13 protein-coding genes and 1 tRNA gene are annotated in these 14352 nt (G+C 70.0%); 1 reads left to right on the plus strand and 13 read right to left on the minus strand.

What is annotated here, in order from left to right:
• The first annotated feature begins 136 nt into the window (after positions 1-136).
• Positions 137-219 (plus strand) — tRNA-Leu (locus OG453_RS08540).
• A 79-nt stretch (positions 220-298) separates the two neighbouring features.
• Here OG453_RS08540 and OG453_RS08545 read toward each other — a convergent pair.
• From OG453_RS08545 to OG453_RS08605, 13 genes are all read right to left on the minus strand, one after another.
• Entirely contained in the window at positions 299-1075 is a 777-nt protein-coding gene (locus OG453_RS08545) for a hypothetical protein (RefSeq protein ID WP_266866091.1), read from the minus strand.
• Between the two features lie 82 nt (positions 1076-1157).
• The gene (locus OG453_RS08550; RefSeq protein ID WP_266866093.1) at positions 1158-1742 is read right to left on the minus strand and encodes a hypothetical protein; all 585 of its coding nucleotides are present in this window, start codon (positions 1740-1742) and stop codon (positions 1158-1160) included.
• Positions 1739-3013, minus strand: coding sequence for an MCE family protein (locus OG453_RS08555; protein WP_266866094.1), 1275 nt, complete (start codon positions 3011-3013; stop codon positions 1739-1741). Before OG453_RS08555 ends, OG453_RS08550 begins: the two co-directional genes overlap by 4 nt.
• Positions 3013-4308, minus strand: coding sequence for an MCE family protein (locus OG453_RS08560; protein WP_266866096.1), 1296 nt, complete (start codon positions 4306-4308; stop codon positions 3013-3015). The genes OG453_RS08555 and OG453_RS08560 overlap by 1 nt, the downstream gene beginning before the upstream one ends.
• Positions 4305-5438 carry an MCE family protein gene (locus OG453_RS08565; RefSeq protein ID WP_266866098.1) on the minus strand — a complete coding sequence of 378 codons (1134 nt, stop codon included), beginning with the start codon at positions 5436-5438 and terminating at the stop codon, positions 4305-4307. The genes OG453_RS08560 and OG453_RS08565 overlap by 4 nt, the downstream gene beginning before the upstream one ends.
• Complete coding sequence (locus OG453_RS08570) at positions 5435-6415, minus strand: MCE family protein (RefSeq protein ID WP_266866100.1); 981 nt, start codon at positions 6413-6415, stop codon at positions 5435-5437. The genes OG453_RS08565 and OG453_RS08570 overlap by 4 nt, the downstream gene beginning before the upstream one ends.
• Before the next feature lie 50 nt (positions 6416-6465).
• Positions 6466-7503, minus strand: a complete 1038-nt coding sequence (locus tag OG453_RS08575) for an MCE family protein (protein WP_266866102.1) — start codon at positions 7501-7503, stop codon at positions 6466-6468.
• The gene (locus OG453_RS08580) at positions 7500-8768 is read right to left on the minus strand and encodes an MCE family protein (protein WP_266866104.1); all 1269 of its coding nucleotides are present in this window, start codon (positions 8766-8768) and stop codon (positions 7500-7502) included. Before OG453_RS08580 ends, OG453_RS08575 begins: the two co-directional genes overlap by 4 nt.
• Before the next feature lie 5 nt (positions 8769-8773).
• On the minus strand, positions 8774-9589 hold the full coding sequence (locus OG453_RS08585) for an ABC transporter permease (protein WP_160505457.1): 816 nt from the start codon (positions 9587-9589) through the stop codon (positions 8774-8776).
• Between the two features lie 3 nt (positions 9590-9592).
• Complete coding sequence (locus OG453_RS08590) at positions 9593-10363, minus strand: ABC transporter permease (protein WP_160505456.1); 771 nt, start codon at positions 10361-10363, stop codon at positions 9593-9595.
• The gene (locus OG453_RS08595) at positions 10360-11313 is read right to left on the minus strand and encodes an ABC transporter ATP-binding protein (protein WP_266866109.1); all 954 of its coding nucleotides are present in this window, start codon (positions 11311-11313) and stop codon (positions 10360-10362) included. The genes OG453_RS08590 and OG453_RS08595 overlap by 4 nt, the downstream gene beginning before the upstream one ends.
• A gap of 86 nt (positions 11314-11399) precedes the next feature.
• On the minus strand, positions 11400-12404 hold the full coding sequence (locus tag OG453_RS08600) for an RNA polymerase sigma factor (RefSeq protein WP_266866111.1): 1005 nt from the start codon (positions 12402-12404) through the stop codon (positions 11400-11402).
• A gap of 176 nt (positions 12405-12580) precedes the next feature.
• The gene (locus OG453_RS08605) at positions 12581-14239 is read right to left on the minus strand and encodes an IclR family transcriptional regulator C-terminal domain-containing protein (protein ID WP_266866113.1); all 1659 of its coding nucleotides are present in this window, start codon (positions 14237-14239) and stop codon (positions 12581-12583) included.
• Positions 14240-14352 lie beyond the last annotated feature (113 nt).

Genomic DNA, 14352 nt, shown 5'->3' on the forward strand with positions numbered 1-14352 from the left:
CATGTACCGATGGCCCGTACCGGTGGCTGATGCACCCTCAGACGTCAATAAAATAAGACAACATCGGGCTGTTGTTCCGCTGTTCGGGGGACGCCTCCCGATAGGGTCGAATCACTTGATGCGGAGCCCATGGCCTGCCCGGATGGTGGAATGCAGACACGGCGAGCTTAAACCTCGCTGCCCCTCGGGGGCGTGCCGGTTCGAGTCCGGCTCCGGGCACCTCAACCGTCCCCTTGCGGGACGCTTGGGCAAGTCTGACGGAAAATCAGTTCAACGGTCAAGCATCGGCGTTGGCCAGTCACAGCGCATCGACGGCGCTCACCTTCCAGCCGTCCGTCATACGCGTGAGGGTCATCCGGACCCGATTCAGATCCACGCGCGAGCCGGAGACCTGAGTGCTCTTGGTGACCTGGTTGACGAAGAGCACCACAACGGCGCTGTCCGCCGACGCCGACGCCACCGAGGCCGCCGGGGCACCGCCGTCGGGCGGCGTGACCACGGAGGCCTTCACCACCCCCTTGTACTTCTTCGCGGTCGGCGCGACCACCGCCTTCGTCGTCCGGCCGTACTCGTCGCGGAAGGAGCCCGTGAGCCGACCGCGCGCCGCGGCGAAATCCCGGTCCAGATGTCGGTAGTCGTACGACAGGACGAGGGGCGCCGCCTTCTGCGCGGCCGCGAGGGCCTGTGCCCGCGCCGCCTCGACCTGGCGGCCGTCCCGGTACTGCCACCCGAGCACCGCGACCGCGACGAGGCCCGCGGCGGTCAGGAGGGCAAGGACGGCGCTCAGCCGTGCGCGCCGGCGCCCGCGGGGCGGGTCCTCTTGGTCCGAGGCCTCCGGGTCCGGCCCGGGATCGGACTCCGCCGGCGCGAGCAGTACCTCCCCGACCACCTTCTCGACGGGCGGCAGCCCCGTCAGGTCGTTGACCAGATCCTCGGGTACGCCGTCGAGCGCGTCCTGCGCGCCGGAGCGGCTGCCGTCGGCCCGCTTCGCTGCGGCGCGGGCGGCCGCGGTCAGGGAGCGCCGGCCCGGTGAGCCGGGTCCGGTGCCGCGGCCTCGGGTACTGGTGTTCGCCACGGTGTCTCTCCTTACGGCGAGGTGATGCGCCTTACGGGGCATGCGTTGTACGGGGTCATGCGCTTCGTGGGGTGGGGTGCGGTCAGCCGACGAACTCGACTCCGGACGTCAGCCAGCGGCCGTTCTTGAGTTCCAGGTCCAGCTGCAGCCGGTAGGTGCGGGCCTGGCCGTCGGGGGCGGCGGTGTTGGTCACCTTGCTGTCGGCGACCACCAGGACACGGGCGGAGTCCTCGTCGGCCCGGGTGATGCCCGCTTCGAGGACCTGCCCCTTGGAGACCGACTTGTTCTTGGCGACCAGCTTCGTCAGCTGCGCGGTCTGCGCCGTGAACTGCTTCTTGAAGTCACCGGTCGCGCCCTTCAGCACGTTCTCGCTGTCCCGCCCGTAATGCCGGTAGTCGAGCGAGGTGAAGTTCAGGGCCGACTGCCTGGCCGCGGCCAGGATGTCCTGGTGCCGCTGCTCCGTCGCACGCTGCTCGTACACCTGGAGGCCGAGCCAGAGGGCGAGCGCCGACGTTCCCGCGGTGGCCACGGCGAGTCCCGCGGCCATGGCGCGGCCGCTGCGGGCGGCGCCCGTGAGTCTGGCGCCGATGCGGCGCAGCGCCCATCCGGGGCGGGAGATCAGGCCCCCGGCCGAGCGGGCGATGCGGGCGATCAGAACCCCGCTCATGCCATCGGTCCTACGAGCAGCCATTGCCACGAGTCCTTTCCGAACGCGTTCTGTTCGCCGCCCGTCGAGCCGATCTCGACGGGCATTCCGTCCGGTCCGACGGCGGTGCCGGTGTCCGGGTCGTACGGGGTGACGTGCGCCGCCCGGTCCGCCCCGCCGGAGCGGGCCGGGGCGCCGGGGGCGTTCTGCGCACCGCGCACCGAGGTGTCGCCGCCGCGTGGTGCTGTGCAGCGTGCGCCGGTGTTGGCCGGGCGGTCGCCGGTGTCCGCGGGGTCGCGCCGCCGGGTGTCGTACCCCTGGCGGCAGGGCGCCGGTTCGTCCTTGCCCGCGACCAGTCCGAAGTGCGTGGTGCCGTCGCCCGGCACCACCGTGTAGCTGCCCGCGACGGTCAGGGGGAAGGTGACCAGGGCCTGTTCCACCCCGGGCAGTCGGGCCACCGTGATCTGGCCGCCGCTGATCAGATTCCCGAGGAGTACCGGCAGTTGGGTCCGGTTCGCCTTGAGCAGCGAGTCCACCTCGTGCGCGGCGGGCGCGCCCGACCCGATCAGCCTGCGGATGTCCCCGTCACTGGACTTGAGTTCCGCGGTGAGGGCCGCCAGGTCCTCGGAGAACGACTTGATCGACGAGCCCTGCTCCGACTGGGTCCTGAGGACCTTCCGCGAGTCCTCGATGAGCCTGATCGTCTCGGGGAGCGATTCGGAGGCCGACTCGACCAGCTCATTGCCCGAGTCCACCAGGCGGCTCAGGTGCGGTCCCGTCCCCTTGAAGGCCTTGCCCAGTTCGTCGACCGTGACCCGCAGATCCTCCTTGCCGACGGACTTGACCAGGCGGTCCACGCTGAGGACGAGCTCCGTGCTGGCCAGCGGCACCCGGGTGTCGCCGCGGGCGATCGTGCTGCCCTCCTTGAGCAGCGGCCCGGAGCCGGTGCGCGGCTGCAGATCGACGTACTGCTCACCGACCGCCGAACGGTGCGCCACCACGGCAAGCGTGTCCGCCGGAATCCGCGCCCCGTCCTCGATGTCGAGCGCCACCGACACCCCTCCGGCGTCGGCGAGTTCGAGCTGCCCGACCCGGCCCACGGGCACGCCGCGATAGGTGACCTCGGCCCCCTGGAAGATGCCCCCGGACTCGGCGAACTCGGCGCGCACGGTGTACCCGCGGTCGAGCAGGGCGTCGGGGATGCCGGTGTACTGCGCGCCGACGTAACTCACGCCCACGGCGGTCACGGTGGCGAACGCGAGCAGTTGGATCTTGACCGTACGTGTGATCACTAGTAGACCCCCCTCAGCAGGAGCTCGGCCAGAGCGAGGTTGATCCCGGGCGCAGAGCCCTCGGCGTTCCCGTTCCCGTACGCGGCGTACTGGCCGGTGCACACCGGCGGGCACAGCTGCCCGCCGTCGCCATCCGGGTCCGATAGGTCGTCGGGGGTGTCCGGCAGCTTCGGGCCGTCGGGCAGCTCGGGGATCTCGGGGGCGTCCGGAACGCCGGGCACGTCCGGCAGCTTCGGTGGCTTCGGCACCTCGGGCAGCCCGGGTTTGTCCGAGCCGTCCGGCTTCTCGGGGTCGTCGGCGAGATTGCCGTAGATGCTGTCCAGATCGAGATCTGCGGTGATCTTGAGGTTGACGTAGTCGCCCTTGATGGCGTCGGTGGCGCCGCGCGGGAAGGGATAGGTCGTCAGGAGCTCAAGGGAGTTCGGCAGATCGTCGCCCGCCTTGTTCAACTGCTCCAGGATCGGCCGCAGATGCTTCAGATTGGCGACCACGTCGGAGCGTGAGGCGTTGACCACCTTGGTGCCCGCCTTGCCCAGCTTCGACAGCGACGTGAGCATCCTCGTCAGATCGCGTCGCTGGTCGGCGAGCACCTTGAGGGCGGGCGGCACGGTGTCGACGGCTTTGCCGATCGTCTTCTTCTCCTTCTTGAGGCGCTTGGCGAGGCGGTCGACGCCCTTGAGCGCCCGCACGATCTCCTTGCGCTGGCCGTCGAGACCGCCGACGAACTTGTTCAGCTCCTTCAGCAGCGACTTGACCCGGTTCTCGCGGCCTGACAGGGCCTTGTTGAGCTCCGTGGTGATCGTCTTGAGCTGGGCCACACCGCCGCCGTTGAGCAGCGCCGACAGCGCGGAGAGCACCTCTTCGATCTCCGGGTTGCGGCCGCTGCGGGACAGCGGAATCCGCGCACCGTCCTTGAGCCTGCCGACGGGGGCGCTGTCCGGTGGGGCGGACAGGGCCACGTATTTCTCGCCGAGCATGCTGGTCTGGCGCAGACCGGCGAACGCGTTGGCGGGCAGCTTCACCGAACCGGCGACCCGCAGCCGTGCCTTGGCGTGCCAGCCGTCGAGCTCCACCTTCTCGACCGAGCCCACGGTGACGTTGTTGACCTTCACGGCCGACTGCGGCACCAGGTCGAGCACGTCCCGGAACTCGACCGTGACCCGGTAGGCGCCCGCGTCCTTGGCGGCGCCGCCGGGCAGTTCGACGTCGTACAGACCGTTGAACTCACAGCCGGCCAGGAGCAGTGAACCGATCGCGGCCCAGGCGGCCGTCCCGCCCTTGCGCAGTGCGCTCATGCCGCGGCCTCCAGGATTCCGCCGAGGGTCTTGTCGCCCGGCTTCGCGCCCGAAACCCCTTGTGGCTGCGACAACTTGGGCAGCGAGTCGAAGAGTTTCCGCAGGTCCTTGCAGTCCGCGGCCTGCTTCTCGCCGGTGGTGCCGAGCAGCGAGCAGAGCAGCGCGGCCGGGTCCTGTGCCTGCTCGGCGTTGTTGCGGGTGTCGAGGGTGCCCGAGCCCGGGTTGTAGGCGTTCTGCAGATTCGACAGGCCGGTCGGCGTGGTCTCCAGGATCTCGGCGAGCGCCTTCTTCTGGGTGACGAGCACCTTGGTGACCTTGCTGAGCCCCTTCACATTGGAGGTCAGCGACTTCTTGTTCTTCTTGACGAACCGCTGCACATCGCCGAGCGCGGTGCCCAGGTGCTTCAGCGCGGCCGCCAGGTCCTTGCGCTCTCCGGCGAGCTGCCCTGCCACCTTGGCGAGGCTGGTGTTGAACGACCGCACGCTCTTGTCGTCCTTGGCGAGCATGGCCGTGAACACCTGCAGGTTCCGTACGGTGCCGAACAGATCGCCCCGGCCGTCGGAGAGGGTCGTGACGGCCGTCGAGAGATCCTCCACGGTCTGATGCAGGTTCCCGCCCTGCCCTTCGAGGTTGTCCGCGCTGACCCCGAGCAGCCGGGACAGCGAGCCCTTCTTGTTGGCGCCGCGCGGGCCGAGCGCCTGCGACGTGGTGTGCAGGCTGTCGAAGACGCGGTCGAGCTCGACCGGTACGGCGGTACGGCTCTGCGGAATGACGGCGCCGTCCCGCATCGCCGGGCCCTTCCGGTACACCGGAAGGAGCTGGAGATAACGGTCGCTGACCACGGAGGAGTTGATGATCGCGGCCCGGGCGTCGGCGGGCACCTTGCGCTCACTGTCGTACTCAAGGGTCACCCGCACCCGCTCGCCCTCCGGGGTGATCTCCTTGACCTCGCCGATGCGGACGCCGAGCACCCGGACGTCCGAACCCGGATAGATGCCGACGGTGCGCGGGAAGTACGCGGTGACGCGCACCGGTTCACCGCGCGGCCACAGCACCACGGTGAGGGCGGCCACCACAGCCAGGGCGGTCACCAGGGCCGTCCGCCGCAGGAGTCGTGCGTGCTTGCTCATCGCTTGTCTCCCGTCCGCGGGACCACCGGAGTGGCGACCAGGTTCTGGATGTAGCTGTCGAACCAGCGGCCGTTGCCGAGGGTGTTGGTGAAGAGCCGTACATAGGGCGCGAGCAGCTGGACGCTGCGATCGATGCTGGAGTAGTTGCGCTCCAGCATCGACACCACTCTGTTCAGGCCCTTGAGCGCCGGGCCGATCTCCTTGCGGTTGTCCGCCACCAGGCCCGAGAGTTCGATGCCGAGCGTGGCCGAGCTCTTGAGCAGGGTGTGGATGGCCTTGCGGCGCTTGGCGATCTCGGTGAGCAGTTTGTCGGCGTCCTTGACCAAGGTGGAGAACTCGTCGGAGCGGTCGGCGAGCACCTTGGTCACGCCGTTGGCGTGGTCGAGTAGTTCGCGCAGCTCCTTGTCGCGCGATGCGACCGTGCGGGAGATCTTCGACAGGCCCTTGATGGACGCCTTCACCTCGGCGGGAGAGTCCTCGAAGGTGGTGGAGATGGTGTCCATGGCCTTGGCGAGCTGTTCGGTGTCGACCTTCTCCGTGGTGGTGGTCAGATCGCTGAACGCGGTCACGACGTCGTACGCGGGTGTCGTCCGGGACACCGGGATCTCGGCGCCCGGCTTCAACTGGCCGGGTCCCTTGGGCTCCAGGGCCAGGTACTTCGAGCCCAGGATCGTCTTGATCCGGATGGACGCGCCGGTCCTGGTGCCGAACTTCGGCTCGCCCTTGACCTGGAAGGTGACCTTCACATGGTCGCCGTCCAGGTCGACCTCGTCGATCTTGCCGACCTTCACCCCGGCGATCCGTACCTCGTCGCCCGGCTTGAGCCCGCCCGCCTCCGAGAAGGCCGCGCTGTACGTCTCGCCGTTGCCGATCAGCGGCAGGCTGTCGGCGTTGAACGCGGCGGCGGTCAGGAGGCCGAGGGTGGTGAGACCCACGACACCGATCGTCACCGGGTTCCGCTCACGGAAGGGCGTCATCCGCCCACGCCTCCGCGGGAAGAGCCGCGGAATGCGCGGCACACGCAGCCTCATCCGCCACACCTCGCCCGTGCCACATGCAGCTCGGGAGTGAGCACCTCCTTGGTCTTCGGCAGCACGATCCGGCCGTCGAAGTCACAGAGGTAGAAGTTGAACCAGGAGCCGTAGGACGCGGTCCCGGTCAGCTTGTTGAGCTTGTTCGGCAGCCGCTTCAGCACGCCCTCCACGGTCTTCTCGTTGTCGTTCAGCGTTCCGGTGAGCTCGCCGAGCTCCTTGATGTCGTCCTTCAGCGGGGGCCGTGCCTCCCCGACCAGGCCCGAGGTGGCCTCGGTCAGGTGCCCGATGTTCACCAGTGACCTGCCGATCGGCTTGCGGTCCGCGGACAGTCCGGAGACGAGCCGCTGCAACTGCTTGAGCAGCGAGGAGAAGCGGCCGCCGCGCTTGTCCAGCGTCGTGAGCACCTCGTTGAGGTTGTCGATCACGGAGCCGATGAGCTTGTCGCGGCCGGCCAGGGTGGTGGTGAGCGACGCCGTGTGGGCCAGGAGGCTGTTGACCGTGCCGCCCTCGCCCTGCAGCGTCTTGACGATCTCGGTGGCGAGCTGGTTCACGTCCTTGGGGCTCAGCGCGGCGAACAGCGGCTTGAACCCGGCGAGCAGCGCGTTCAGATCGAGCGCGGGCTGCGTCCGGGACAGCGGGATCCGGCCGCCGGGCCGCAGCGGTGTGCTGCCGCCCGCGCCCTCGGTCAGCGCGATGTAGCGCTGCCCGACCAGGCTCCGGTAGCGGATGACGGCGCCGGTGCTGGTGAACAGCGGGCGGTCCTCGGTGACGGTGAAGGTGACCTCGGCCCGGGTCCGGTCCTTGATCCGGATGCCATCGACCTCGCCGACCCGCACCCCGGCGACCCTGATGTCGTCGCCCTCCTCCAGGCTCGTGACATCGCTGAACACCGCGCGGTAGGTGTGCTCCGGAGTGAAGGAGATATTGACGATGGTGGCCGCGAGCAGCGCCGTCGCCACCACCGTCACCACCGCGAACAGCAGGAACTTCACCAAAGGCGCCGCGGTGTCCGTGGCTCGTGCCGTCTTCATGCGACGCTCACCGCCGTTCCGCGTGCCATCGGGCCGAAGAGGAGCGTCGCGACCGGGGGCACCTGGTCCGCCGGCATCCCGAGGACCGGGGCCACGAGGGAGCCGACGGCCCGCTGTTCGGCCGAGGTCGAGGACATCGTGGCCGCGCCGGAAGGACCACCGACCTTGTTGGGCTTCGTACCGTCGTTGAGCTGGTCGTCCCCCGCGGGCACCCGGGGATGGGGCAGACCGCGGCAGTCGGGGCCCGAGCGGTCCGCGTACCGCGGTTCCTCGCCGGGCTCGTACGCGGGCTGCGGGTGGACGAATTCGAGGGTGATACGCATCTTTCCGCCTCGATAGGTCTCTTCGGACGCCTTGTCCTGCCGCACCAGGCCCTCAAGGAGGCAGGGGTACTCGGGCGCATAGCGGGCGAACAGCGCCAGCGTCGGACGGGAGACCCGACCGAGGGCGATCAGGCGCTCGCCGTTGTCGTCGAGGAAGTCCTCGCCGGTGTCGGCCGCGGTGGCGGTCGCGGTGAGGGCGGCGGCCAGTTGGCCCTGCTTCTCCACGAGGGTGCGGCTGGTGGTGACGGAGTTCCGCAGGATCTTCATCAGGTCCGGCGCCGCGTCGGCGTACACCTCGGCGACGTCGGCGAAGCGCGTGATGTCCTCCTTCAGGGACGGCAGATGCGGGTTGAGGCGGCGCAGATAGCGCTCGACGCGGGTGAGGTTGGCGCCGATCCGGTCGCCGCGCCCGTCGAGCGCGGTGGCGAACGCGGAGAGCGTCGCGTTGAGATCGGCGGGTCGCACGGTGCGCAGGAGCGGCAGCAGATCGTTCATCAGCTGCTGCACCTCGATGCCGACCGTGGTGCGGTCCTGCGTGATGACGTCACCGGCGCGGATGTGCCGCTGTGCCGGCTCACGGGGCTCCACCAGCTCGACGTACTTCTCGCCGAACAGCGTCTTGGGCAGCAGCCGCGCGTGGACATCGGACGGGATCCGGGCGATGTGCTCCGGCTTGAGGGCGATGCCGAGGGTCGCCTTCTCCCCGTCGGCCCGCACCTCGCGGACCTCGCCGACCAGCAGGCCGCGCAGCTTGACGTCGGCCCGCGGCTCCAGCTGGTTGCCCAGGGTGTCGGCCTGCAGCGTGATCCGTACGACGGAGGTGAACACCTGCTGGTACACGGCGACGGAGAGGGCGAGCAGCAGTGCGATGACCGCGATGAACACGATGCCGTACAGCCGCAGTCTGGCGCCGGGCGAAACGAGAGAGACCGGAATCCGCATCTGCCCTACCCCGCTATTCGTACGGTCGTGACGGCGCCCCAGATCGCGAGGCTGAGGAAGAAGTCCAGGACGTTGATGGCGACGATGGAGGTGCGCACGGCACGGCCGACCGCGACGCCGACCCCGGCGGGGCCGCCGCTCGCGTAGTAGCCGTAGTAGCAGTGCACCAGGATGATCACGACGGCGAAGACGATCACCTTGCCGAAGGACCAGAGCACGTCCACAGGTGGCAGGTACTGCTGGAAGTAGTGGTCGTAGGTGCCCGCGGACTGCCCGTAGTAGCCGGTGGTGATGGTGCGCGCGGCGAAGTACGAGGACAGCAGGCCGACCACGTACAGCGGGATCACCGCGACGAATCCCGCGATCATCCGGGTGGTCACCAGGAACGGCAGCGAGGGGACGCCCATCACTTCGAGCGCGTCGGTCTCCTCGCTGATCCGCATCGCGCCCAGCTGCGCGGTGAACCCGGCCCCGACCGTTGCGGACAGGGCGAGGCCCGCCACCAGGGGCGCGATCTCCCGGGTGTTGAAGTACGCCGAGAGGAACGCCACGAAGTTGGAGGTGCCCAACTGGTTGAGGGCGGCGTAGCCCTGGAGGCCGACCTCGGTGCCGGTGAAGAAGGACAGGAAGGCGATCACACCGACCGTGCCGCCGATGACGGCGAGGGCGCCTCGGCCGAAGCTCACCTCGGCGAGCAGGCGCAGGATCTCCTTCTTGTAGCGGCGCAGGGTGCGGCCTGTCCAGGCCAGGGAGCGGCCGTAGAAGGCCAGTTGGCTGCCCAGCTCTTCGAGCGAGCGGAGCGGGCGGTCGAGAAGTCGCATCAACTACCCTCTCTGCGGGACGATTTGGAAGTACACGGCGGTCATCACGAAGTTCGTCACGAACAGCAACATGAAGGTGATGACCACGGCCTGGTTCACCGCGTCACCGACGCCCTTGGGGCCGCCCTTGGCGGTGAGCCCCTTGTACGAGGCGACGATCGCGGCGATGGCGCCGAAGACCAGGGCCTTGAGCTCCGCCGCCCAGAGGTCGGACAGCTGGGCGAGGGTGGTGAACGAGGCCAGATAGGCGCCCGGAGTGCCGTTCTGCAGGACCACGTTGAAGAAATAGCCGCCGGCCACCCCGACCACCGAGACCAGGCCGTTGAGCAGTACGGCGACGACCATCGACGCGAGGACCCTGGGCACGACGAGGCGATGGATCGGGTCGATGCCGAGGACCTGCATCGCGTCGATCTCCTCGCGGATCTTGCGCGCCCCGAGATCCGCGCAGATGGCGGTTCCGCCGGCTCCCGCGATGAGCAGCGCGGTGACGATCGGCGAGGCCTCCCTGAGCACCGCGAGCACCGAGGCGGCGCCCGAGAACGACTGCGCGCCCAGCTGCCGGGTCAGGCTGCCGATCTGCAGCGCGATCACCGCACCGAACGGGATGGAGACGAGCGCGGTGGGCAGGATCGTGACGCTCGCGATGAACCAGGACTGCTGGATGAACTCCCGCACCTGGAACGGCCGTCGAGGCAGCGTCCGCAGCACGTCCAGGCCCATCGCGAAGAGACTGCCCGAGTGCCGCAGCGCCCCCTTGGGTGACAGACTCATGCGCCGCTCACCTCGCGAGCCTCTTGCGCCTCTCGCGTCTCCTCCTGCTCGGCGATCGCCTGCCAGCGGGGCGGGCGGTCGATTCCGGGCCCCGGAAGGAGTCGTGGGGTCATCTCGGCGACGCCCACGCTGTCGGCGGCGCCGCCGTTGCCGAAGTGCACCGCCTCGCGCGCCATCGTGGCGGCGTCCTTCTCCTCGGCCATGCCGATCGGCCCCTGCATCCGGCCGTTCAGGAACTGCCGTACGACTGGCTCATTGCTGGTCAGGAGCTGCTTGCGGGGGCCGAACATCACCAGTTCACGGCGGAAGAGCAGTCCGATGTTGTCGGGGACCTGGCGGGCCGACGCGATGTCGTGCGTGACGATCAGGAAGGTCGCGTCGATCTGCGCGTTGAGGTCGACGATCAGCTGGTTGAGGTAGGCCACACGGACCGGATCGAGGCCCGAGTCGGGCTCGTCGAAGAGAATGATCTCCGGATCGAGCACCAGGGCCCGTGCCAGACCGGCCCGTTTGCGCATCCCGCCGGATATCTCGCCGGGCAGCTTGTCCTCGGCGCCGATCAGACCGACCATGTCCATCTTCTCGAGCACGATCTTCCTGATCGCGCTCTCCTGCTTACGGGTGTGCTCGCGCAGCGGGAAGGCGATGTTGTCGTAGAGGTTCATCGACCCGAACAGGGCGCCGTCCTGGAACAGCACGCCGAACAGCTTCCGTACCTCGTACAGGTCGTGCTCGCGGAGCTCGGTGATGTCCGTGCCCGCGATCCGGATCGACCCGCGCTCCGGCTTGAGCAGTCCGACGAGGCTCTTGAGGAAGACCGACTTGCCCGTGCCCGAGGGGCCCAGCATGACCGAGACCTCTCCGGCGGGCAGTGTCAGCGAGACGTTCTGCCAGATGACCTGGTCGCCGAAGGACTTGGTCAGCCCTTCCACGCAGATCTCGACACCCATCCGGTTCACCCTTCGCCGTGAGCAGCTCTCTCATCTGCTCTACGGGGAAGGGCGCCCCGTCCGTCGCGGAGAAACCGAAGTTTTTTCTACGGGGCCTGTGTGACGCCGTCGGCGGGCAGCTTCGGGGCTGTCGCGGAGGCGGACGGGGCCGCGGGTACGGACACCTCCGGCGGCTCGACCGGTACCTCGGGGACGTCGGGGGAGGGCACCGCGGGCAGTGTTTCCAGGGCCGGGAGCGGCACCTCGGGCAGGGACGGCACCACGGGAAGCGAGCCGTCGGCCGGCGCCGTGCCGGGGGTGGTGGTCGACGGAGCCTGGCGGGAGCGGGCCGAGGGCGTCGCCCCGCGCTCCGGAGTACGTGCGTCATCGGCCCCATCGGAGACGGAGGACACGGAGGAGACGGAAGGGGCGGGCCGTGCCGGTCCTGGCCGGTCCCCGTCGGTGATGCCCGGCAGGACGAACCCCGCCACGGCGAGCGTCGCCGCCGTCATGGTCACGGCCGCCAGTTGCACGTTTCCGCCCGGTCGCGGCCCGCGCCCGCACAGCCACAGGGCGAGACCAAGGGTGGCGGCAAGCGCCGTGCGCAGTGTGCGCCGGGCCCTGGCGAGCAGCGACTCGGCCGTCCGGTAGCTCAGGCCCATCTTCTTGGCGACCTGACCGACGTCCAGGTCCTCGGACTTGAGCCAGATCGCCTCCGCCTGCCGCGCGGGCAGCTCCCCGCTCCGCGCGGCCAGCCACCGCGCCTCCGCACGGTCGCACACCGCGTCGTCGACGGGCAGTTGGCCCGGCGCGACCAGTTTGGGGCTGCTGCGCACCTCGGCCTCGCGACTGACCTGCCGGTACCGGTCGACACACAGCCGTATGGTCACCGTCGTCAGCCAGGCGCCGAGCCGCTCGTCGTCGAGCTGCGGATGCTCGGCGGCGCGCAGCATCGCCTCGTGTACGGCGTCCTCGGCGTCCTCGGCGCTCATGGATCTGCGGCGGGCCACCCGCAGTAGTTCCTCGCGGTGACTCCACGCGCGCTGCCACCGGTCGAGGTCCGCCTGGTCGGCCGCCCCGCCCGAACGCGCAGGGTGCATGTCCGTCGCCATGAGGGCTCCTTTGCACTCACCCGCCGGTTCTGTCCTCCCGGCGGCGCCGCGACATTACCGTTCGGTATCCAGTGTTGTGCAGGGGGAGGCGCTCATCGATTCCGTACCGTTGCCGACCGGCTGATCGGCGGTTCGACTCCGGCTCGGGGCACTTTCACCGCCCTGTGCGGGCGCGCTCAGGGCATGCGTACGGCGTTGAAGCGGGCCGCGGTGTGCAGATCGGTCTCGATCGCCGCCGCGGTCTCGCGCAGGGCCGGCAGCAGGGCCTCGACCGTCTCGCTCAGCGGGGCGGTGCCCGCGTGCTGGGCCACGTTCAGGGCGGCGACCACGCGGCCGTCCGCGCCCTTGAGCGGTACGGCGACCGAGCGCAGGCCCTCCTCCAGTTCTTCGTCCGCGGTGGCGTAGCCGTCGGCGGCGGCCCGGTCGAGGATGCGCCGCAGCTCCGCCGGGTCCGTGACCGTGTGCCGGGTGAGGGCCTTCGGCGGCTCGGCCGCCAGCAGGCGGGCGCGGTCCCGCTCGGGGAGCCCCGCGAGCAGGACGCGGCCCATAGCGGTGGGGTGGGCGGGGAAGCGCGTGCCGAGCGTGATGTAGACGCTCATCACGCGGACCGTCGCCGCCCGCGCCACGTACAGGATGTCCGTGCCGTCGAGCACCGTCACCGACGCCGACTGGTGGACGCGGCCGGTCAGTTCGCGCAGATGCGGCTCGGCGATCTCGGCGAAGCCAAGGCGGGAAAGGCCGGGGTAGCCGAGCTCCAGGATGCGGGGGAGCGGGCGGTAGAGGCGGCCGTCGTGCGCGGCGTACCCCTCCAGTTCCAGGGTGTGCAGGCAGCGGCGTGCGGTGGCCCGGGGCAGTCCGGTGGCCTCGGCGATCGCGGTGAGCGGCAGTCCGTCGCCGCGGGCCCGGCCCAGAGCGCGCAGGACGGCGAGGCCGCGGGCGAGCGACTGCAGGAAGCCGGGGCCCAGTTCGGCCTTGGCGTCGGCGGTTTCCAGTGTCTGGGTCTGAGTCTGGGGCTGGGTCTGAGTCTGATCTGGCGTCAACTCGCCCTTCTCGTACGGCGATGGGGCGGTCGGCAGTGCTTCCAGGTGGGCCGCCTCCTCGCGCAGCCGCGGAAGGACCAGTTCCGCGAGGCCCTGCGCCGTGTGTCTGCTGGTGTGGCTCACCGCGGACAGGGCGTACCGCACGCGGCCCGCGGCGTCGCGCACCGGGACCGCCGTCGCGATCAGGCCCGGCTCGATCAGCTGGTCGTCCAGGGCCCACCCCGCGGCGCGCGAGTGCGTCACGCGGTCCGCCAGGTCCGGGACGCGGGGCGCGGGCCCTGGCGGGAGTGCGGGGAAGGCGTGGCCGTCCGGATCGGCGGCCACGCGCGCGTGCCACGCGGCCCACCCCGTCTCGTCCCACTCGGCGGCGAACAGGGCGCCCGGAGCGCACCGTTCGGCGGGCAGCAGATCTCCGATGCGGAAGGCCACCGACATCGCGCGGCGACGCGCGGCCTGCGTGACGAAGCGGACGCCGTCGCCGTCCGGCACGGCGAGCGACACCGACTCGTCCAGCTCGTCCGCGAGCCGTGCGGTGCGCGCCGCGACCTCGCCGGTCAGACCGCTGGCCGCCAGATAGGCGTTGCCGAGCTCCATGAGGCGCGGGGTGAGCTGAAGCTCCTGGCCGCTCTCGCGTACGTATCCGAGCCGGGCCAGGGTCGCCACCACCCGGTCCACGGTCGAGCGGGCCAGACCCGTGGCGCGGACCAGATCGCCCGCCCTCGCCCTGTCTGCGGCCGCGAGGGCGCGCAGCACCGCGAGGCCGCGCTCCAGGGGGCGTACGGACTCTTCGGGCATGGCGCCGCTCCTCGTGGCCGTGGAAAGCCGTCGAAATGGGTGCCCCGCAACCGTTGACAGCCGCTGGGTCCGGTCGGAGACTCCCGTCAGCACATTATGAACGAAAGTTCACC

This window comes from Streptomyces sp. NBC_01381 (assembly GCF_026340305.1).
In the GTDB taxonomy this organism is placed as follows: domain Bacteria; phylum Actinomycetota; class Actinomycetes; order Streptomycetales; family Streptomycetaceae; genus Streptomyces.

What these genes read in the sequence shown, in the direction of transcription:
- OG453_RS08570 (WP_266866100.1), bottom strand. Translation starts at nt 6,415, where the DNA reads ATGACGCCCTTCCGTGAGCGGAACCCGGTGACGATCGGTGTCGTGGGT.
- OG453_RS08580 (WP_266866104.1), bottom strand. Translation starts at nt 8,768, where the DNA reads ATGCGGATTCCGGTCTCTCTCGTTTCGCCCGGCGCCAGACTGCGGCTG.
- OG453_RS08590 (WP_160505456.1), bottom strand. Translation starts at nt 10,363, where the DNA reads ATGAGTCTGTCACCCAAGGGGGCGCTGCGGCACTCGGGCAGTCTCTTC.
- OG453_RS08565 (WP_266866098.1), bottom strand. Translation starts at nt 5,438, where the DNA reads ATGAGCAAGCACGCACGACTCCTGCGGCGGACGGCCCTGGTGACCGCC.
- OG453_RS08550 (WP_266866093.1), bottom strand. Translation starts at nt 1,742, where the DNA reads ATGAGCGGGGTTCTGATCGCCCGCATCGCCCGCTCGGCCGGGGGCCTG.
- OG453_RS08575 (WP_266866102.1), bottom strand. Translation starts at nt 7,503, where the DNA reads ATGAAGACGGCACGAGCCACGGACACCGCGGCGCCTTTGGTGAAGTTC.
- OG453_RS08585 (WP_160505457.1), bottom strand. Translation starts at nt 9,589, where the DNA reads ATGCGACTTCTCGACCGCCCGCTCCGCTCGCTCGAAGAGCTGGGCAGC.
- OG453_RS08600 (WP_266866111.1), bottom strand. Translation starts at nt 12,404, where the DNA reads ATGGCGACGGACATGCACCCTGCGCGTTCGGGCGGGGCGGCCGACCAG.
- OG453_RS08560 (WP_266866096.1), bottom strand. Translation starts at nt 4,308, where the DNA reads ATGAGCGCACTGCGCAAGGGCGGGACGGCCGCCTGGGCCGCGATCGGT.
- OG453_RS08595 (WP_266866109.1), bottom strand. Translation starts at nt 11,313, where the DNA reads ATGGGTGTCGAGATCTGCGTGGAAGGGCTGACCAAGTCCTTCGGCGAC.
- OG453_RS08605 (WP_266866113.1), bottom strand. Translation starts at nt 14,239, where the DNA reads ATGCCCGAAGAGTCCGTACGCCCCCTGGAGCGCGGCCTCGCGGTGCTG.